We start from the raw sequence: 19,710 nt of genomic DNA on the forward strand, positions 1-19,710 counted from the left end.
GTACTCCGTGCGGGTCGCCCCGGCAACGGCTGGGGTGGCGGGCGTCTGAGACAATCACCGGGTGGACATCTCCAATCTCATCCAAACCGTTCTGATCTACGCCCTGCCGGTGCTGTTTGCCATCACCGTGCACGAGGCAGCCCACGGCTACGCCGCGCGCCACTTTGGCGACAACACCGCGTACATGATGGGCCGGATCACCCTCAACCCGATCAAACACATCGACCCGGTGGGCACCATCCTGATGCCACTGCTGCTGTACTTTGCGACCTCGGGAGCCTTCCTGTTTGGCTATGCCAAGCCGGTGCCGGTCAATTTCGGCAACCTGCGCAATCCCAAGAAACACATGGTCTGGGTGGCGCTGGCGGGCCCGGCGTCCAACTTCATCCAGGCCATTGGCTGGGCCGTGCTGCTGGTGGCACTGGTGGGCTCTGGCGTGGAGGAGCGCTTTTTCATCGAGATGGCCCGCGCTGGCGTGCTGGTCAACCTCGTGATGTGGGCGTTCAACCTGTTTCCGCTGCCGCCGCTGGATGGCGGGCGCATCCTGGTGGGCCTGCTGCCCTGGAAACAGGCGCACATGGTCTCTCGCATCGAACCCTGGGGCTTTTTCATTGTGATGGGCCTGGTGATCGCTGGGGTGGTGGGGACGCTGTGGCTACGCCCGCTGATGTCGCTGGGCTACGGCGTCATCCAGTTTCTGCTCACCCCGCTCACAGCACTGTTGCGTTAATTCTTCTACCCCCGTTTCTTGCTGACATCCTTCCCATGAGCATCACGCGTTTTCTCACCGGCATTACCACCACGGGCACACCCCACCTGGGCAACTTCGTGGGCTCCATCCGCCCCTCGGTGGCCGCCAGCCTCACGCCCGGCGTGCAGAGCTTTTACTTTCTGGCCGACTACCACGCGCTCATCAAGTGCGAAGACCCGGTGCGCATCCAGCGCTCCACGCTGGAGATCGCCGCCAGCTGGCTGGCCGCAGGGCTGAACCCCGAGAAGGTCACGTTCTACCGCCAGTCCGACATCCCCGAGATCCCCGAACTGACCTGGCTGCTGACCTGCGTGACGGGCAAGGGCGTGCTCAACCGAGCCCACGCCTACAAGGCCAGCGTGGACAAGAACACTGCCGCCGACCGCGATGCCGACGACGGTGTGACGGCCGGCCTGTTCATGTACCCGGTGCTGATGGGCGCGGACATCCTGATGTTCAAGGCGCACAAGGTGCCCGTGGGCCGCGACCAGATCCAGCACATCGAAATGGCGCGTGACATGGCTGCGAGCTTCAACCACCTGTATGGCGAACACTTTGTGCTGCCCGAGGCCGCCATTGACGACCATGTGGCCACGCTTCCCGGCCTGGACGGGCGCAAGATGAGCAAGAGCTACGACAACACCATCCCGCTGTTCAGTTCGCGCGAACAGCTCAAGAAGCTGATCGGTGGAATCCTGACCGATTCGCGCGCACCCGGCGAGCCCAAGGACACCGAGGGATCGGCGCTGTTCCAGATCTACCAGGCGTTTGCCACGCCCGACGAAACCGCCGCCCTGCGCCAGGCCTACGCCGATGGCATCGCCTGGGGTGATGCCAAGAACACTCTGTTCGAACGTGTGGACCAGGTGATCGCCCCCATGCGTGCGCAGTACGAAGAACTCATCCACAACCCCGCCCGCATCGAGCAGACCCTGCTGGCCGGTGCCGAACGCGCCCGTGCGCTGGCCACGCCGTTCATCCGCGAGCTGCGCGCCGCTGTGGGCCTGCGCAGTCTGGCCCAGGCCACTGCGGCGCCCAAGCCCGTCAAGGCCGCGAAGACAGCGCTGCCTTCGTTCAAGCAATACCGCGAAGCCGACGGCAAGTTCTACTTCAAGCTGGTGGATGCCGATGGCCGCCTGCTGCTGCAAAGCACCGGTTTTGACGCGCCCAAGGAAGCAGGCCAGGCCATTGCCCAGTTGCAAAAAGACCCGGACGCACTGCAGACACTGGCACCGCGTCTGGCACCGGTGGAGGGCGTGAGCGCCGACGATGTGGTCGCCGCGCTGCAGGCGCTGGCAGAGGCTGCAGCCGCCGCGTAAACCGCTCTGTCCCTCCCTGTCCAACGCGAGATCCGGGGTCGGAATGCGCTGGGGGGAAGCGGTCACTTTTTGATAGCTGCTCGCGCTTTACCAATAAGCGCTAGCGGCCAAAATTATTCAAATATTCATCTCTAGGGTGAATCCGCAGGATACCCGCTTGGCTGCGACAGAAGATGGTGGTGTGTGCGCAATGCGCCTACGCTGTCGGCGTGGGCCTTGTGCGTAAACTGTCCGTTCTGTTCTTGGAGACTCCCATGAAACTGCCAGTTGCCACCCTCTCCGTGCTCGCCGTGTTGGCGGGCTGCAACGCTACCAGCCCCCACCACCCCTCGGGGCCCATGGCATCGGGCCGTGACCGCACCTTCAGCGTGCCCGTGTACGGCACCGACACGTCGCCCGCCTATGCAGCGGCCACGCGCGAATGCCAGCGGCTGGCGCTGTTCCCCAAGCTGCTGCGCAACGATGGCTCGCGCCTGATTTTTGAATGCGTGAGCGAAGCCCCCGACCGCCAACCCTGATCCCCGACATGGCCTGGTTTCTGCGGCGCCCCCTCAGGGCGCATGGCGTGGGCCTGACAGCCGCGCTGGTCTGCGCCTGCGCCCATGCGGGGCCTGCGCAAAACACCGCCCCCGCCACCTGGACCAACAGCCTGGGCATGGTCTTCCAGCAGGTCCCGGCAGGCCGCTTCACGATGGGAGGCGTGGAGCCGCCCGATACCCTGGCACGCGCGTACCCGTCGCTGGAGGCCAGGCGCTTTACCGAGTTGACCGATGAAGGCCCCGCGCACACGGTGCACATCCGGCGGGCGTTCTACCTGGGTCGGCACGAGGTCACCGTGGGGCAGTTCCAGCGCTTTCTGGAGGCCTCGGGCTACCAGCCCGAATCGGAAGCCGATGGCACGGGCGGCTACGGCTACAACGCGCAGTACGACCCCGCCACCACCCAGCGCGGCGATGCCTTTGAGGGCCGGGACCCTCGCTATTCGTGGCGCGACCCGGGTTTTGCGCAGGGGCAAGACCATCCCGTGGTCAACATCACCTGGAACGACGCCCAGGCCTTGGCCCAATGGCTGAGCCGCACCGAAGGCCACCACTACCGCCTGCCCACCGAGGCCGAATGGGAATACGCCTGCCGCGCTGGCACCCGCACCCGCTATCCGCATGGCGACGACCCGCAGGGCCTGCTGCACACAGCCAACACCTTTGACCAGGAGGTCGCCCCGCTGTGGCCCCGCTGGCAGCAGCACGCCTTGGCGGGCAGCGACGGCCATGTTTTCACCGCCCCGGTGGGCAGCTATGCGCCCAATGCCTTTGGCCTGCACGACATGCTGGGCAATGCCTGGGAGTGGGTGTCGGACTGGCACGGGGACACCTACTATGCGCACTCCCCGCGCAATGATCCACAAGGCCCCGCAGACGGCACCGTGCGGGTGCGCCGTGGGGGCTCGTGGCACACTTGGTCGTTTTATGCCCGCTGCGGCTACCGCAACTGGAACAGCCCGCAAACCCGGTACACCCTGGTCGGCATGCGGCTGGTGCGCGAAATCTCTCCCCAGCCCCTTCCCCGGTCGCGGCGAACGAGAGAGCGTTAACAAATGTCAACTGCCGGGCAGTAGGCCGGTGCGCAGCAGCGCAGACAGCGGTTATCGCGAATAATCCGCAATTGCATTTTCGACAGGGGAGAAAACCATGCGCATAGCCGCGTTGGACGACGATGCGCTCCAGCTGGATCTGATCAAACAGGCCACGGAGGCAATGGGCCATGTCTGCCACACCCACCTCAACGGTGCCGACTTCCTGCGCGAGATGCGCCGCGAGACCTTTGACCTGTTGATCGTGGACTGGCACCTGCCAGACACGACGGGGCCTGAAGTGGTGCGCTGGGTGCGCAAAAATGTGGGCACCCAGTTGCCCATCCTGTTCGTCACGCACCGCCAGGAAGAGCGCGACATCGTCGAAGGCCTGGGCAGTGGCGCCGACGACTTCATGGTCAAGCCGGTGCGCATTGGCGAGCTCAATGCCCGCGTGTCGGCCCTGCTGCGGCGGGCCTACCCAGCCAATGTGGGGGGCGTGGTGGAGTTCGGGCGCTACCGCTTCCTGTCCGAAACCCGGTCCATCGAAATTGACGGCGTGCCCGTGGAGCTCAAGAACCGCGAGTACGATCTCGCCCTGTTTCTGTTTCAGAACATGGGCCGACTGTTGTCGCGTGACCACCTCAAGGACATCGTCTGGGGCCAGGTGGCGGATGTCATGTCGCGCTCGCTGGACACCCACATCTCGCGCCTGCGCACCCTGCTGGACCTGCGGCCCGCCAACGGCTTCATCGTCTCGGCGGTCTACGGTGTGGGTTACCGTTTTGAAGCTGTTGAGGCCCAGCGAAGGGCCTGACCCCCAACTATCAACGGCGGCATCCTCACAGGATGCCATCGCCAGCCCGCCTGCACCGAGCGGCACGAAGGAGATTTCACGTGGCAACGAACACCGGCCGCCCCCGCTGGGCCCTGCGCGCCAGCGCGGCATTGACCCTGGGTTTCCTCAGCAGCCTGGTGGGCACCAGTGCCCAGGCGGCTCCCCCTGCCGCCACCACGCCGCAGGGCGATGAAATTGCCCACACCGTGCAGGAGGGTGACACGCTCGAAGGCCTGGCCAAGGCCTATCTGGCCGCGCCCCGGCAGTGGCCGCTGCTGCAGGCCCGCAACAAGGTGGCCAACCCCCGGCGCCTGGTGCCGGGTTCGGTGGTGTGGATTCCGGTGCGCCTGCAACCCGCCGAGTCGGCCACGGTGGAGTTCGTGCACGGCACGGTCACCGCCCAAGCCCGCGCGGGCGACGCCCCGGCGCCCGTCACCCAGGGCGGCAAGCTTGAAGAGGGCACCGCGCTGCAGGTGGGGCCGGATGCTTTTGTCTCCGTCAAGCTGGCCGACGGCACGGTGGTGCGAGTCCAGGCGCAGTCCGAACTGCTGCTGCGGCAGCTGCGCCGCCGGGGGCGTGCGGGCAGCCTGCAGTCGGTGCTGGAGATGCGCAGCGGTGCGGTGGAATCCAGCGTGCCACCCAATGCCGAGGCTTTTCGCCGCTTTGAGCTGCGCACGCCCCTGGCCGTGACCAGTGTGCGCGGCACCCACTTTGGCGTTGCGATGGGCGAATCGGGCCAGACCACCGCTTCGGTGCTTAGCGGCTCGGTGGCCGTACAGTCCCGCCAACAAGAAACCACTGGCCCATCCAATTCGTCTGCGGCAGCGGCCTCGATGCTGGCTCCGGGGCAAGGGCTGGCAGTGGCGGCCGATGGCAGCGTGGGCGCACCCCGCCCGCTGCTGGTGGCGCCCGACACATCGGGCGTCCCTGCCATGCTCAGCGATGCGAGCATTCTGGCCATCAACGTGCCACCACTGCCGGGCGCCGCGCGCTACCAGGCCCAGGTGGCGCAGGACGCCGACTTCACCCAGGTGCTGCGCCACGGCAGTTTTGCCGACGGCCAGCTGCGCTGGAAAGCCGTGGAAGACGGGCGCTACTACCTGTCGGTGCGCGCCCTGGACGACGCGGGCATCCCCGGTGTGCCTGCCGTGCAGCCTTTTGTGGTCAAGACGCGCCCCGTGGCCCCGCTGTACCAGCAACCTGCGCCCGGCGCGGTGCTGGCCAGCGGCACGGGCGAGCTGCGGTGCACGCAGGTGCCCGGTGTGGCCTGGTACCGCCTGCAGGTGGCCCGCGATGCACAGTTCACCCAGCCCGTGCTGGACGAGCAACGCCTCACCGAATGCCGCCTGCCGCTGAACACGCTGCCGGTAGGCAACTATTTCTGGCGTGCGGCCAGCCTGCTGCAGCTGCCAAACAGTCCGAGCAGTCAGGCCGACCAAGGTCCGTTTGCCCCACCCCAGCCCTTCTCGGTGGCAGACCGCCCCGCCACGCTGTCGCCCCAGTCATTGCAAGCGCAGGATGGCGACACCACGGTGCGGGTGCACTGGCCCGCGCAGCCTGGCCAGCGGTTCCGCCTGCAACTGGCCCCAGCCAACGACCTGGCGTTTGACAAGGTCGTGCTCGACACCCAGCTCGACACCCCTGCATGGACCGCCAGCAACCTGCCTGCAGGCGACTACCTCGTGCGCATCCAGGTGCTGGATCCCACGGGGCTGCAGAGCGACTTTTCGCCGCCGCGCCAGATCCGGGTCGGCTCGGGCATCAGCACGGGTTCGGGTCTGCCGGTCTCCACCTCGAACGGCCAGCCCGTGGCACGCCCTTGAGCCGCGCACGCCGTTTGCCCCAGGCCCGAGGGTTCTGAGCCCATGATCACCGCCGGACGCACCCGGGGCCAGCAGCGGCGCCTGGAATGGAGCCTTCTGGCCGCCGCCTTGCTGGGGCTGGTGGCCTGGCTCAGCACCGCCGACAGCCTGAGCCGGATGAACCACCTGGTGCAGGACGCTGGCCTGCGCCTGCTTTCGCGCCCCGCGCACCCCGACATCGTCATCGTTGCCATCGACGACCCTAGCATCGCGGCCATTGGCCGCTGGCCCTGGCGCCGGGCGCTACACGCAGAGTTGATCGCGCGCGTATCGGCACAGCAGCCCCGCGCCATCGGCATGGACGTGCTGTTCAACGAAGAAGACTTGGACTACCCCGAGGACGATGTGCTGCTGGCCGACGCCATGCGGCGCAGTGGGCGGGTGGTGCTTCCGGTGCTGCGGCGCGGTCATGGCCCGGCAGCCAACATAGCCGACCTGCCCTGGCCCGCATTTGCAGACGCCGCAGCCGGCCTGGGCCATGTGCATGTGGCCCCCGACAACGACGGCGTGGTGCGCAGCCTCTACCTGCAGGAAGGACCCGCCGCCGCGTCCTGGCAGCACTTCAGCATGGCGCTGCAATGCGTGGCCGCTTCCACATCCGCATCACACAAATCGCCCCAGTGCAATGCAGCGCGCGCCGCACCGGTGGCCGGCGGCGCTGCAGCCACAGAGCCTCCAGGCAGTGGCCCCTGGCAACGCGCTGACCGCACGCTGATTGCCTATGCCGGCGGCCCGGGCCACTTCACCACGTACTCCTACATCGACGTGCTGCGCGGCCAGGTGCCGGCAGATGCGTTTCGCGGCAAGTACGTGATCGTGGGCGCTGCGGCCTCGGGCCTGGGCGACATGTTTGCCACACCCGTGAGCGAGCAATCGCGGCTGATGCCCGGCGTGGAGGTGGTGGCCCAGGTGCTGGACGGCCGCCTGTCGGGCGTGCGGATCGAGCCTGCCGCCACCGCCCTCAACACCCTGTTCAACCTGGCGCCCGTGGTGTGCGCGCTGCTGGCTCTGCTGTTGCTGGGCCCCTTCGTGGCCTTGCTCACCAGCGCAGCGCTGGGCGTGGTCACCCTGCTGCTCAGCGTGGCCCTGCCTTCGTGGATAGGCCTGCAGTTCGCACCCGCTGCGGCTCTGACCGGGCTGGTGCTGGCCTATCCGCTGTGGAGCTGGCGGCGCCTGAGCGCAGCCGCACACTTCCTGCGACTGGAGATGGAGCGCCTGCAACGCGACGGCCTGTCGATGCGACTGCTGCACCGCCCCGGGGATTCCGGTGACTTTCTGGAAAAACGCATCAATGCTGTGGAACGCGCATCGCGCCAGTTGCGCGACCTGCACCACTTCGTAAGCGAAAGCCTGCAGCAGCTGCCCTCCCCCACCATCGTCTGCGACCCGCAGGGGCGCATCCTGCTCACCAACATGGCGGCACGCCGGCACGTGGGCGGAGACCCCCAGGTGCCGCTGCAGGGCCAGTCCGTGGTCGAACTGCTGCACGACCTGGTGCACACCGGCACCGGCCAGCCCCTGGTCACGCAGGACAAACTGCACAACCACCACATGCCCGAACAGAGCGAAGGCCGCGATGCCCAAGGCCGCAACCTGCTGGTGCTGTGCAAGCCCTTCACCGACTTGGCCAAGGCCGGCTGGCTGCTGACCCTGGTGGACCTGACAGACATGCGCCGCGCCCAGCTGCAGCGCGACCAGGCAATGAACTTCATCTCGCACGACATCCGTGCACCCAATGCATCCATCCTCACGCTGCTGGAGATGCAGCGAGCCTACCCTGGCCGCATGCCGGATGGCGAGCTGATGCTGCGCATCGAGCGCTATGCACGCGCGTCGCTGGGCATGGCCGAAAACTTCGTCAAGCTCGCCAGCGCCGAGTCGCAGGAATACCGCATGGCGCCCCTGGACCTGGTGGCCGTGCTGGCCGAAACCGTGGACGACATCTGGGCCTTGGCCCGCGACCGGGGCGTGGAGGTAACCATCGCCACCGCGCCGGAAACCGCCCCCACCGTGGGCGACCGCGCCCTGCTGTCCCGCGCGCTGGCCAACGTGCTGAACAACGCCGTCAAGTTCAGCCCCGAAGAAGGCACGGTGCAGTGCTCCATCGTGCAACGGGGGGCCCACTGGATCGTGTCAGTGCGCGACGAAGGCCCCGGCATCGCACCGGAACTGCAGGGCCAGCTGTTCGCACCGTTCCAGCGACTGCACGACCGCAGCCACCCCGCCATCGGCGGTGTCGGCCTGGGGCTGGCCCTGGTGCACACCGTGATCCACCGGCACGGCGGAACGCTGGAAGTGGACAGCGATGTGGGACGGGGAGCGGAGTTCAGGCTGGTATTGCCCCTAGGCGCCTGACTCCAGGAGGCAAAACTCGCAAACCCCAGAATTGCTACGATTTTTATAGCAATTAATTCATGACCATAAAGCGCTAGAGCCAATTTTTATCCGAAATCAATCGGTAAATCGACCGCTCCCGTGCATGAATTCGCACAGAAAATCACCCCCCCTACAGGCCGCACCGATCCAGACCAAGACGGCGCTGCGCTCGCAATGACGGGCACGGGCCACTTTCATTGGCAGCGACCGTGCGAAGTCCCCCCTTGCGGTGGGTTCGGCCTTGCCATCTCCCTACCAGGGGCCGAGCGTGATCGCGACGGTCGAGCCCGGCGCCACATTGCCCTGTGTCTTGGAGGGCACATTGGGACCGCTGTACGACCCGTTGGGATTTTCATCGGCGCTGAATCCATACGCCGCCCCGCCGAGGAAGATGGGGGGGCCATTGCCTGCGATGCGTGCATCCTCGCCCTGCGCATTCGCGCAATGAAGGAATTTGGCATAGTAGTTGCAGGTTGAACCTGCCCCGTACCACTGTGCCGAATCATTCCAGGCGGTGGTGGAGAAGCCGCTAGGGGGACTCTGGGTCGCAACTCCCGCCACCGCAACGCCCCTGCACAACGCTTCCCAGATGTTCATCTGCAGCAGCCCGGCATCGCCGCCGGATCCTCCCTCCTGGTACTGGCTGAACGCCTGCTGGAAAACATAGAGCGCACTCTGAAGGCCCTGCGGCGGTTGGTAGAACGTGTAGGTGTTCGTGCCATTCGAGAGCGTATAGGCCGCTGTGCTGACGGTGTTGAGGCTCTGCATCGTGCACTGCCCGGTATAGACATTCGTGCCGTCGCCACTGAGATCAATGCTGAGGTAACTGTTCACCGCAAAGAAAGCGTTCAGCGTTGCGTCCCAGTAACTTGCGAGGGAATCGGAGTCGAGCACCCCTGCCGCCTGTTTCGCGATCAGCACGTCGCTGGGATCAGAGATAGCGAAGAACTCGCCCTTCACCGTGGGCGGCGTGTAGCTGGAGCCAAGCGCACCGACCGTCAGCAGTTCGCCATAGGCTGCTGCGCTCGCGCCCTCTTTGGCAATGAAGTCCGTGTACGCACTTGCCATGGTCGCGCGGCTGATGCGGGGGTCCACACCGAAACTCTCGCCTGCGGAGCTGAACGACAGGTTGAGGCCAAAGCCATTCACGGCGCTGACATCGGCTGCTGCGTTGTAACCGAACTCGAAGAAATCGAACGGTCCGGGAGGTGAAGGCTGTGGCTGATTGCCGTAGGGCGGCGGCGGATACTGCATCACGGCAAATGCCGGGACCGCTTGCGTGGGGGCAACGGGCGGTGGAGTCGCTATCGGTGGTGAGGCTGCGTAAATTGGCAAAGGTGTCGGCTGAGTCGGAGCGACAGCGAAGACCAGCCGTTCGTTGCCATTGGTTGCCGTCGTAAGCGCAATGCTCGGAACCGAGGACATCTCAAGGAAAGCAAGCCCCCGGTTGAAGACCGCAACACTCACGCTGCCGTTGTTGTCTTTCAAGCCAGGACCATATGCACCCGTCAAATCATCGTTGATGCAGAGTTGGAGCTCGCCACTGGGAAAGGTCGATGGCATCAAATACGGCCCCCTGCCAATGAAGAACGGTGAACCTGTACTGCCAATCCTGCCGATGAGTCCGCCCATCGGCACACCGACAATGGGGTACTGCGTCTGATCGGTCGGAACATTGAGATCAGGACAACCGGCCGCATCGTAGAGCTGTCCGCTATTCGTGTCGGGGTCCGCACTCCAACCACCGCCCACATAGGCAATCGTCACCGGAGTAGCGGATGGATTGACGTCGATACCGGTACTCTGCCAGGCCTGTATCGCGAGCACGGCAATCGGCAGCACCGAGGGCGCCGCGACGAATGCTCCACCGCTCCCGAGAAATTGAAACTGAAACGCCCCGCTCGGCGCTGCGTTGATCCAGCCTGCCACATAGGCTGTTCCATCAGTCGCCTGAAGACCCGTGTTATCGGACAACACGATCGTGATTGATTCGGTGTTCATGGCTACTCCTTCTGTTGGAAAAATTGGGCCGTTGCCCTTCTTGGCAAACAAACGACATCAGCCCAGCGTGGCAAGCTGCGCCTCCGAGCCTGCAAACCAGTTCTGGTCCACGGCACCCACCACACCCGCCACCGGGCTGCCGCCATTGGAGGAGCCATCGCTGTACTGCCAGAACGTCCAGGACGACCAGGGCGGTGGCACGTGCGGGTAGGCCGAATACGCGGCCAGCCACAGCGGGCGGGAGGCCAGCACCTGGCAACCGGGCAGCGCCTGAAGCGCCTGCCAGAAGCCCGTGTCGGTGTAGACCATGGTCTGGCGCCCGAACAGCGCATCGGCCTCAGACAGGAATGCCAGGGCCCACTGCAGGACTTCGGCGGGGCTTTGCCCATCCAGGGTTTCCAGATCCAGCACCGGCGGCAAGTCCCCGGGCCCCAGCGTTCCATCGGCGCTGACCGTGTTGTAGAAAAACTGTGCCTGGGCGACGGCATCGCTGCCAGCATGGCCGAAGTGGTAGGCGCCTCTGCGCAATCCTGCGGCGGCGCTGCCGGACCAATTGGCACGGAAAAGCGGGTCCACATAAGCAATGCCTTCGGTGGCCTTGATGAAGGAAAAGGCCACGTTGCTGCCAGCCACGCTGGGCCAGTTGACGTTGCCTTGGTAGTGACTGACGTCGATGCCACGGGTTTGGACTGTCATGGCGTCACACCACGCGGTTGAGCATGTCGACCTGCGTTTGCAACAGGCCATCAATGCGGATCGTCGTGGTCAGCGGCTGGCCTTCATCCCACATCACGCCGCAGTTGTATTGCAGGGTGTTGGGGTTCAGGACGCTGCCGTTGACCTTTTGCTGGTAGGTCGTGTCCCCACCGCCTGCCCCCTGAATGCCAATTCCCCAATGGCACCAGCCGTACCAGCTCGGCGACTTCATGACCATGGTGTAGACCGCTGAGCCGTTGTCGGGCAACACCGTATGCCCATTGAGTTCTGCCGTGAGCTTCATCAGGGCAAAACGGCAGGCGTCCTGCGCTGCCACATTGCCACCCAGTGCGTTGGCAAAATTGGCGGCCAGTGTGGTGTGATACGGCATCGTCTGCGGAAAAATCACATCGGTGACCGCAAAAAGATCCGCATTCAGACCGGTGGGAACACGCTCGGCATTGAACACGAAGGCGCCGTTGTCCGAGGTATAGATGGTGGTGGCTGCGTAGGGGTCGTCGGCATTCACGTATTCACCATTCAACGCCCAACCCCAGCAGGCGGCGTTCACAAAGGGCGCCTGCTGCGAGGTTGGCACCGTGGCACCGTTGCGGGGATGTGGCTGGCCCGCAGTAGCCAGCAAATTGCGTTGAGTGTCAGACAGGTAAGGCATGGTTTTCTCCGTCAATGGATCGGTGCGGATGGCAAGCGCATCTCGCTCGATACATTGTGGAGACCCTTTTCTCGCTTGGCGATTACAGCCCATTACACGCCATCACAGGTACTGACCCACCGCTCTGCACACCAGTCTGCAGCCGGCCTAGGGAGCAGATTCTTTGCACCGTCGTGCCGCTGCAGTCAAACCCAAAACTACCTGGCCCTGCAAACAGCGGGGTCAAAAATCAGTTGAACGGCTGGGCTGCGCGATGCCTTGCAACGGGGCGTCACGCCGTTGATATCCCGCGCAATTGCAAGCAGAACGTTAACTACCAGATTTGGTAGTTGCGTGGGGAGGACAGCGCCAACACACTCATTGGGCTGCATCGGGAATTCTTGGCGAACGCCCGGACAGGAAACCCGCGTCCGCTGCACAGCGGCATGCCACGGGCTGCGAGGCATCACATTCAGCCATGCGCGGGGCCAAAGGAAACCGCGCCGCAAGGTGTGACGAAGAAAAAATGAGGGACTGACTGATGGCAATCCTGAAAAACCGCGCAACACAGCGCAAGATCCATTTGCGAACACTTCACGTGTTTGGGCGAGGCCGTTCCTCGGACACCTTGCTGGAAAACCCGGATGCTTCGCAACTGCATGCATCGATCCGCTGGACAGGCAGCACCTGGGAACTGCACGACCACAGCCGCAACGGAACCCTGCTCGATGGCGAGCTGCTGTCCCATAGCGGAGCCTTTGCACTCCGCGTGGGAAGCACCATCGGCTTCGGGCGTGACGACGGCTCTGGCTGGGTTGTGGAAGACCTTGCAGCCCCCGCCAATCTGCTCTGGCCGCTGGGGCACGACAGCGCTCCCGTGCCACTGGAGCGGTCCAACCTGCTGCCCCAGGGCCAGCATGCCGAAGTGTCCATCCACTGCGCCGAGCAAGGCCGGTGGATATGTACCACGCCCCAGGGCAGCTGGGTGCTGGAAGACGGCGACGAGGTCCGATTTTCCAACCAGGCGTGGTGCTTCCTTGCGGCGCAGGAGGTCACATCGACCATGGAGGCCATGGTTGGCGCAGCGCCGTGTATTCGTCCACGCACGAGCCTGCATTTCAACGTCAGCCTGGATGAGGAACATGTGCGCCTGCAAGTGCAGGAGGGAGACCGGCAGTTCGACCTGGGCGAGCGCACCCACCACTACGCACTGCTGACGCTGGCACGTTTGCGATGGGCCGATGCGCAGCGCCACCGGGACAGCCAGGCCCATGGCTGGGTCGAGTTGGAGCGCTTGGCGAAGATGCTGGGTGTGGAGCCCGGGCACCTCAACATCCAGATCTTCCGCATGCGCAAGCAACTTGCACTGGCCATGCCCGGCGACTCCCATGTCCCCGAGTTGATCGAAAGGCGCCGTGGCTCCTTGCGCTTTGGGTGCCTGCGTTTCAGCATCACACGGGGTACCCAGCGGGAAGCCGATTTCGACCCCTTGGCCCTGATCAGCCCCATCCACGCTGAAGAGTCGCTTGCGGCCTGAGCCTGCCCCCCATCGCAATGACACGAGTGCCCACGCACGGTTTTCCCGTGGGTGTGCCGGGCTATCAATCGTTGGGTTTGCTGGGCCAGGGCGCATCGGGCCAGGTTTTCAAGGCCCGGCAGCGCAGCACCGGCCAGTTCGTGGCCATCAAGATTCCGAGCACCCCAGCCGCGCGCGATCCCGCCAACCGGCGGCGTGTGCAGCAGCGGCTGCACCAGGAAACCCGGGTGCTGTCTTTGTTGCACCACATCCATGTGGTCCGGCTCATCGATAAAGGCCTGGCCCAGGAGGGCGTGCCGTTTGCCGTGCTGGAGTACGTGACTGGCGAAACGCTGCGCGAATTCCTGCAGCGCCAGGGCCGGCTCTCATTGCCGGACACGGTGGGGCTGATGGCGCAGCTGCTCGATGCCCTGGCTTTCCTGCATGCCCACCATATCGTGCACCGCGACCTGAAGCCAGAGAACGTGATGGTGATCTCCAGCGGCACCACCTTGCACGCCAAGGTGCTGGACTTTGGGCTTGCCAGCCACCACGGAGAACCCCAGTTCACCGCGGGAGCCGAGGGCACGCCCGCCTACTGCGCACCCGAACAGCTGCGCGGCGAGGTGTGCGGGCCCGCCACCGACATCTATGCCTGGGCCTTGATGTTCGTGGAGTGCCTGAGCGCACGACCGAGCATCCAGGGCGCCAGCCTGACAGAGGTGCTGCAGCGCCAGCTGAGCACAGATATCGTCGCCTTGCCAGAGGAACTAGAGGGCAGTCCGCTGGCCGCGCTGCTCCAGCGGGCCTTGCAAAAGGACGTGCGCCGGCGTACCGCCGATGCCGCGCAACTGTACGGTGACCTTGCCCAGTGCGCGGCGCAGGTGCGCCAGCTTCGCCCACCCAGCCATGCGGCGGGGCCAAGCCCTGCAGATCCGTCCACATCCGGCCAGGCGCAGCAGGCCACCATGGATTCGCTGGAACGTCCCAGGTCGCAGAACGTCGATGCTCCTTCGCGCGCCATCCTGTGCCTGACCCTGCGCCTGTACCCCGCCCGCGATGCTTCCCTGGCCCTGTCCGACCTGCAGGAGATTCGCGAGCAGCAGCTGCGCTGGTGCGCCAACGCCGTGCAGTCGGGCCAGGGCCATGGCGCGGGGACGCTGGGAGACTGCATGCTGTTCCACTTCGAGCAGGGCCCCAGCAGCGCACAGAACCTGCAGCAGGCAGCAGCCTTGGCACAGGACCTGTGCATCCGGGTGCAACGAAGAAGCCGCATGCTGGAGGTGCAGCATGGCGTGCGCCTGGAAATATCAGGGAGCATGCACACGGCCACCCTGCAAGCCCACGGTGAGCCGTTGGACAGCCACCACGCGGCCAACGTGACGCTGCACCTGAACAGCCTGGCAGGCCCCGGAACCGTTCTGCTGAGCCACCGCGCGCACCATGAGCTGGCTGGCAGCGTGAAAATGGAGGCCTACGCCAGCACCAGCAAGACCCACCCGCCGGAACCCGAGCCGGTGTACCGGCTGGCACCCGTCACCCTCCAGTAGGCCTGAACAGAGTCAGCGAATGAGCCTCTCGACATGCTCCACCGGGTAACTGTGCCAGCGCCGGTTCCATGTGTCTTTGGGGCTGGTGTTGCGGTCGTGGACGCGGGCCACATACAGGTGCTGGTCCGGGTTGGTGGCAATGCGCTTGTCCCGCACCGACCAGACAAAAGCGTTGTCCTCCCCCACATCGATATCGGCGAACGGCGCACTGCGCCAGAACTCGCGCAGGTAACACAGCGTGCCCCCACACACCCAGGGTGTGCGCCCGTCATACACATACTGCCAGGCCCGGCGCGCGTCTGGCGCATAGAAGAACACCTTGTCCAGGCCGCAGATGTCGGCCCCCTGGCCGCGCAAGGCCTTGAACTGCGAACTGAGCCAGGTGGGCGCCATCCAGTCGTCGTCGTCCCAGTGTGCAATCACCTCGCCGCGCGCCAACTCGCAGGCCATGTTGCGCTTGGCACCAAGGGTGGATTTGCGGTCCAGGCGCAGGTATCGGATGCTGCCGTGCGATGGGATCAGATCGGCGACGCTGTCGCGCCCGTCGTCCAGCACGATCAGTTCGCGGGGCTCATAGTCCTGCGCCAGAAAGTTCCGAATGGCCTGGGGCACAAACTCACGCCGGTCTGCGGTGGGCATGATGCACGACACCAGCGGCATCGCGGGCGTCGGCGAGCCCTCTGTGCCAACAGCGCCAACAGTGTCGCCTGTGCCACCGGGGGCGGCAGGAAAGTAGAAATCGCGATCCTCGTCCGACAGGCATTCCGGTACAGGCACCAGGGTCCAGGCGGCCTGCTGCAGGTAATGGCCTTCCTTGAACTTCCAGGTGTTCCCATCGTGGCGCACATAGATGCATAGCGAACGCCCCGAGATGCGGCACAGCCGCGCACCGCCCCGTAGGGTCTTCAGCAGAAAATCCGCATCCTCCCGCAGCGAGGTATCGGGATACCGCCCATGATGCTCCCACAGGCTGCGCCTGAAGACCAAGGTGCCGCCGCTCACGTTTTCTACAAACAACCGGCGAAACAGTGCCCGGCTGCTGGCCCAGAACTCGGCCAGCGGCCGGGCCATAAACAGCATGTCGTTGAGCCCGGTGACATCCGCCAGGTTGTGCAAAATGGGCGCGGCCTGGCGGCTCAGGCGCTGCGCGCCATACCAGTCGTCATCGTCCCAATGCGCGATCAGTTCGCCCCACGCCACGCGGACCGCTTCATTGCGCTTGGCGCCGATGCTGGTGCGGGCCGGCATTCGGATGCAGCGGATGCGCGGGTCATCAATGCCAGCAGGGAGGTCGGACTCATCCTCGTAGACGATGATGAGTTCCAGCGCGGGATAGTCTTGCCGCTGGAAGTAGCGGATCGACTGCGCAACAAAGGCCGCCCGCCCCCGCGTGGGCATGACACAGCTCAGCAAAGGTAATGCGGTGGCCGCAGGCACCAGTGGTGCGGGTTCCACATTGCCAGGCAGTGGCACGAAGATACGCATCTGCTCGGGCACGGCAAAGTAGCGGCATTCGTCTCCCACGCAGTGGCCGTGGTAGGGCGGCGCCTGCGGGTGGCTCTCGCGGCGCCAGGCACAGAACCGGTCCTGGTACAGCCGTTTGTTCGCCTCCAGCAGTCCATCGTGGACAGGCGCCAGCACCGCGCAGCGGGGCGCACGGTGCACAAAGGCGCCCTGCACCCAAACACCCAGGAAGCCGGCGCGGGCAGCGCGCACGTTGTAGTCCATCTCCCAGCAGGGGCCTTGGGTGTATGCCGTGTCCGCCGCGCCAATGGCAGCCACCACCTCGTTCTTCACCACGTAGCAGAAGTCCGCCAGGCTGTGCAGGGGCGCCAAGGGTACACAGGCATTGCCATAGCGGGCCAGCAAGGTGTCCGCTTGGTCCCACAGGGCTTCCTGGGTGCTGCCACAGTTTGGTGCCACGGCCTGTTCGTTCCACCCCCGGTTGGTGGAGGGGCCCGCCAAGCCATGGCTGACGTCGCTGTCCAGCGCCGCCAATATCAGCTCCAGCCAGCCAGGGCAGACCCGGACGCCATTTTCCAGAAACACATAGATGTCGGCAGGCTCGCTCACCAGCTGGTTGAAGCAGACAGCAGCCCCCGGCTGCGCCGGGCTGGGCCGCTGCACCAGAGACCCAGGGACAAGCCGCAACTGCAGCAAACCCGGGTCCTGGGATGCGGCGGCACTGTCCGGCAATATCCGCAGCCCGAAGGTCAGCGGCGTGTTCTCGAAAACACTGGACAGCGTGGCGGCCAGGCCTTCGCCCGCCCCTGTCACATGCACCCCAATCAGGATCTGGCGATCTGGTGCAGCAGTCATTCACCACTCCTCACTGGTCGCCACCAGACCCGCTCCCAGCAGCGCTTCCAGCTTGCGCCAGGGGCTGCCAGGGGCTTCGTCGCCCCAGTCATGCACCGCGTCCGCCAGTTCTTCGAGCGCAACGGCCTTGGTGTCGGCAGCCGCATAAAAGCGCGGGTAACACAGCAGCAGCTCTTCAATGCAGGCCCGCACCAAGGACTCGCGCCGGGCGATTTCCGGAGCATGAAAGGACACACAAAGGGTGGGTGGCCCCCACCGCCACAAACGGCGCCAGAGGCCGGGAATCACAGCGTATTCGCCACCCTCTATGTCCATCTTGATGAAGTTGCAGTCCTTCCCGGCATACATGTCCAGAAAGCGTTCCATGTCCACACCCCGCGCCTCGTGGCAAGGCTGGCCAGGCACATCCGGCGCGGCCAACATGCCCGACATACTGTCCCCGAACTCGCTGCGCCCTGCGTAGTAAAGGCCACCGGCATAGAGTTGCAGCGGACCAGACTCGGGGCCAATGCCGAAGGAGTACAGATGGATTTTTTTGCACAGCCCAGGGTTGGCTCGCACGTTGCGGTCCAGCTCTGCAAAGGCGACCGGGTCAGGCTCCAGGGCATGCACGCTGCGCGACAGCGTCGCGCCATAGAGCACCGTAGGGCCGATCCAGGCACCCAGGTCAATGTAGGAGCGGTCTGGTTGCAGAAAACGCCGGAAGACCTCGAAGGTTTGCGGCTCCCACGCGCCAGCCTGCACCCGGTGCCAGAACGCGCACCGGGCCGTATTGGCACGCACCAGGAAGGCCTGCGGGCCCACCGACACGCTCAGTGCTTGCAGTGCGCTCTCGGCGCCAGGGTCACAGGTTGTCATTGGCCAGGCCACCCGTGTCCGTGGACTGCCAGATGGTGAACGGCGTGGGGCCGTCATACGTGGCACTGAACTCAAAGGCATTGCCTTCAAAGATGAATCCGGGCACGTTGATCTTGCACCACACGGCGCCAGCATAAGGGCTGCTGCCCGCCGCCAAGGTCATCTGGATGCGCACATCCTGTTTCCAGGAGTCCTGCGTCTGCAGCGAAAGCGGCAGGAAATAGTTGTTCCCGTAGAAGTTGGCCTTCTTGCTGCGTATCTCGCACACCAGCGTCACGAAGCTGCCACTGCTGTTGTAGACCAGCTGGAAGATGAAACGGTAGTCCGGGCTGGCGGGCCAGTCGAGGCATACGGTGTTGCCGACCACCACCTGCTGTGCAGGCAAGGCCAGTGCCGGATAGATATTGACCACGCCCGGCCCCCTGGCGTAGAGGGCACTGAGAGCAACATCCTCCAGCGGCGAGGTGCTTTGCAGCGCGACATCGGCATCGCTGACCGGCGCACTGCAAAGCATGGGCACATTGGCCAACGGTGGCACCTGCTGCACCAGGGTGGAGTGGCTTGCCGCGCCCGAGCCATCGCAATTGAAGACATAGCCGCCCGCCTGCGTGATCACGCTCGGCGCCTGGATGCCCATGCCACACGATGGCACCACCTGCAGCTGAATCAGCTTCTGGCCCGGCAATTGCGGCGACCTCTGTAGTCGGCGCACCGTGTCGCTGTGGTCCAGGCAGACCTCCAGCCCCCAGGTGATGCCTGCCAACTCGAACACGCCGGCACCGTCATAGTTGACCTCTTGCTGCTCACGTCCCAGCCCACCGCCGGTCGATGCAGGCCAGTATTCCACGTCGCCCAACAACAGGCCGCCCGGATTCACGGCAGTGGCGATGAAATCAACCCCCGACATCAACTCCTTCATCACCATCCGCGCCCCCGCATCGCCCTGCGCCGCCACGCCCCCTTGCTGCACCAGCGCAAAATTGTAGATCTCGGTGCTCGCGAGTGGGTCGATGTCGTACGGCGGCGTCTGCTGGGTGGCCGACGACGCGCCCAAAATGGTGCCGAACACAAACACCCAGTCCACCCACTGGTCATCGGCCGCCATGCGCTGCAAGGAGGTAATGGCGCGTTGGACATCGTCCATCTGGTAAGCCCCCGAGGCACCTCGAAAAAAGAACTCGGGGGCCATGAAGACCTTCAGGGTTTCCCCCTCGGGTGTCGGTGGAGACGCCTGCGGCAGCGCATCCCGGGCCGTCTGCATGGCGCGCAACATCACATCGCAGCGCGCCTCAATGTCGAGCTTTGGATCGTTCAACCCCAGATAGGTCTTGGATCCATCGGGGTTCACCTGGGGCGCCGTGTCGAGCACGTAGCCGATGAATTGGACGTTGGTGTATGCCAT

Annotated in this window: 15 protein-coding genes; 9 read left to right on the plus strand and 6 right to left on the minus strand. The window is 64.9% G+C overall.

The genetic code is table 11. The features are described from left to right. Window positions 1-61 precede the first annotated feature (61 nt). The 7 genes from LPA35_RS19955 (at window position 62) to LPA35_RS19985 (ending at window position 8,695) form a co-directional block, all read left to right on the plus strand. The gene (locus LPA35_RS19955) at window positions 62-730 is read left to right on the plus strand and encodes a site-2 protease family protein (RefSeq protein WP_055393480.1); all 669 of its coding nucleotides are present in this window, start codon (window positions 62-64) and stop codon (window positions 728-730) included. Between the two features lie 35 nt (window positions 731-765). Further along, on the plus strand, window positions 766-2,070 hold the full coding sequence (locus LPA35_RS19960; RefSeq protein ID WP_228898503.1) for a tryptophan--tRNA ligase: 1,305 nt from the start codon (window positions 766-768) through the stop codon (window positions 2,068-2,070). 254 nt (window positions 2,071-2,324) lie between these two features. After that, window positions 2,325-2,588: a hypothetical protein gene (locus LPA35_RS19965; RefSeq protein WP_055393485.1), complete on the plus strand. Its 264-nt coding sequence runs from the start codon at window positions 2,325-2,327 to the stop codon at window positions 2,586-2,588. 8 nt (window positions 2,589-2,596) lie between these two features. Continuing rightward, a complete protein-coding gene (locus LPA35_RS19970; protein ID WP_228898505.1) occupies window positions 2,597-3,661 on the plus strand; it encodes a formylglycine-generating enzyme family protein in 1,065 nt (354 codons plus the stop codon). A gap of 97 nt (window positions 3,662-3,758) precedes the next feature. Next, a complete protein-coding gene (locus LPA35_RS19975) occupies window positions 3,759-4,457 on the plus strand; it encodes a response regulator transcription factor (protein WP_121507291.1) in 699 nt (232 codons plus the stop codon). 80 nt (window positions 4,458-4,537) lie between these two features. After that, window positions 4,538-6,301: a FecR domain-containing protein gene (locus LPA35_RS19980; RefSeq protein ID WP_228898507.1), complete on the plus strand. Its 1,764-nt coding sequence runs from the start codon at window positions 4,538-4,540 to the stop codon at window positions 6,299-6,301. Between the two features lie 42 nt (window positions 6,302-6,343). After that, window positions 6,344-8,695 carry a CHASE2 domain-containing protein gene (locus LPA35_RS19985; protein WP_228898509.1) on the plus strand — a complete coding sequence of 784 codons (2,352 nt, stop codon included), beginning with the start codon at window positions 6,344-6,346 and terminating at the stop codon, window positions 8,693-8,695. Between the two features lie 273 nt (window positions 8,696-8,968). On the opposite strand, the gene LPA35_RS19990 is transcribed toward LPA35_RS19985, so the two are convergent. The 3 genes from LPA35_RS19990 to LPA35_RS20000 are packed head-to-tail and all read right to left on the minus strand — an operon-like array spanning window position 8,969 to window position 12,086. Beyond that, window positions 8,969-10,717 (minus strand): hypothetical protein, encoded by a 1,749-nt coding sequence (locus tag LPA35_RS19990; protein WP_228898511.1) that lies wholly within the window; start codon window positions 10,715-10,717, stop codon window positions 8,969-8,971. A gap of 57 nt (window positions 10,718-10,774) precedes the next feature. Next, window positions 10,775-11,413, minus strand: a complete 639-nt coding sequence (locus LPA35_RS19995; RefSeq protein WP_228898513.1) for a glycoside hydrolase family 25 protein — start codon at window positions 11,411-11,413, stop codon at window positions 10,775-10,777. A gap of 4 nt (window positions 11,414-11,417) precedes the next feature. Continuing rightward, complete coding sequence (locus LPA35_RS20000; protein ID WP_228898515.1) at window positions 11,418-12,086, minus strand: hypothetical protein; 669 nt, start codon at window positions 12,084-12,086, stop codon at window positions 11,418-11,420. 520 nt (window positions 12,087-12,606) lie between these two features. On the opposite strand from LPA35_RS20000, the gene LPA35_RS20005 reads away from it, so the two are divergent. After that, entirely contained in the window at window positions 12,607-13,602 is a 996-nt protein-coding gene (locus LPA35_RS20005) for an FHA domain-containing protein (protein WP_176888670.1), read from the plus strand. Window positions 13,603-13,619: 17 nt separating this feature from the next. Beyond that, the gene (locus LPA35_RS20010; RefSeq protein ID WP_228898519.1) at window positions 13,620-15,131 is read left to right on the plus strand and encodes a protein kinase; all 1,512 of its coding nucleotides are present in this window, start codon (window positions 13,620-13,622) and stop codon (window positions 15,129-15,131) included. 12 nt (window positions 15,132-15,143) lie between these two features. On the opposite strand, the gene LPA35_RS20015 is transcribed toward LPA35_RS20010, so the two are convergent. Genes LPA35_RS20015 through LPA35_RS20025 form a run of 3 tightly spaced genes read right to left on the minus strand, consistent with a single transcriptional unit; the run spans window position 15,144 to window position 19,710 of the window. Continuing rightward, window positions 15,144-17,450 (minus strand): glycosyltransferase family A protein, encoded by a 2,307-nt coding sequence (locus LPA35_RS20015; protein WP_228898523.1) that lies wholly within the window; start codon window positions 17,448-17,450, stop codon window positions 15,144-15,146. Further along, a complete protein-coding gene (locus LPA35_RS20020) occupies window positions 17,451-18,308 on the minus strand; it encodes an FkbM family methyltransferase (RefSeq protein WP_228898525.1) in 858 nt (285 codons plus the stop codon). It lies immediately after the preceding gene. Beyond that, window positions 18,295-19,710: a hypothetical protein gene (locus tag LPA35_RS20025; RefSeq protein ID WP_228898527.1), complete on the minus strand. Its 1,416-nt coding sequence runs from the start codon at window positions 19,708-19,710 to the stop codon at window positions 18,295-18,297. The genes LPA35_RS20020 and LPA35_RS20025 overlap by 14 nt, the downstream gene beginning before the upstream one ends.

Source organism: Acidovorax sp. Leaf73 (assembly GCF_916855635.1).
GTDB classification, from domain to species: domain Bacteria; phylum Pseudomonadota; class Gammaproteobacteria; order Burkholderiales; family Burkholderiaceae_C; genus Acidovorax; species Acidovorax facilis.

What these genes read in the sequence shown, in the direction of transcription:
- LPA35_RS20020 (WP_228898525.1), bottom strand. Translation starts at nt 18,308, where the DNA reads ATGACAACCTGTGACCCTGGCGCCGAGAGCGCACTGCAAGCACTGAGC.
- LPA35_RS20000 (WP_228898515.1), bottom strand. Translation starts at nt 12,086, where the DNA reads ATGCCTTACCTGTCTGACACTCAACGCAATTTGCTGGCTACTGCGGGC.
- LPA35_RS20025 (WP_228898527.1), bottom strand. Translation starts at nt 19,710, where the DNA reads ATGGCATACACCAACGTCCAATTCATCGGCTACGTGCTCGACACGGCG.
- LPA35_RS19990 (WP_228898511.1), bottom strand. Translation starts at nt 10,717, where the DNA reads ATGAACACCGAATCAATCACGATCGTGTTGTCCGATAACACGGGTCTT.
- LPA35_RS19960 (WP_228898503.1), top strand. Translation starts at nt 766, where the DNA reads ATGAGCATCACGCGTTTTCTCACCGGCATTACCACCACGGGCACACCC.
- LPA35_RS19995 (WP_228898513.1), bottom strand. Translation starts at nt 11,413, where the DNA reads ATGACAGTCCAAACCCGTGGCATCGACGTCAGTCACTACCAAGGCAAC.
- LPA35_RS20010 (WP_228898519.1), top strand. Translation starts at nt 13,620, where the DNA reads ATGACACGAGTGCCCACGCACGGTTTTCCCGTGGGTGTGCCGGGCTAT.
- LPA35_RS19970 (WP_228898505.1), top strand. Translation starts at nt 2,597, where the DNA reads ATGGCCTGGTTTCTGCGGCGCCCCCTCAGGGCGCATGGCGTGGGCCTG.
- LPA35_RS19975 (WP_121507291.1), top strand. Translation starts at nt 3,759, where the DNA reads ATGCGCATAGCCGCGTTGGACGACGATGCGCTCCAGCTGGATCTGATC.
- LPA35_RS19965 (WP_055393485.1), top strand. Translation starts at nt 2,325, where the DNA reads ATGAAACTGCCAGTTGCCACCCTCTCCGTGCTCGCCGTGTTGGCGGGC.
- LPA35_RS19985 (WP_228898509.1), top strand. Translation starts at nt 6,344, where the DNA reads ATGATCACCGCCGGACGCACCCGGGGCCAGCAGCGGCGCCTGGAATGG.
- LPA35_RS20015 (WP_228898523.1), bottom strand. Translation starts at nt 17,450, where the DNA reads ATGACTGCTGCACCAGATCGCCAGATCCTGATTGGGGTGCATGTGACA.
- LPA35_RS20005 (WP_176888670.1), top strand. Translation starts at nt 12,607, where the DNA reads ATGGCAATCCTGAAAAACCGCGCAACACAGCGCAAGATCCATTTGCGA.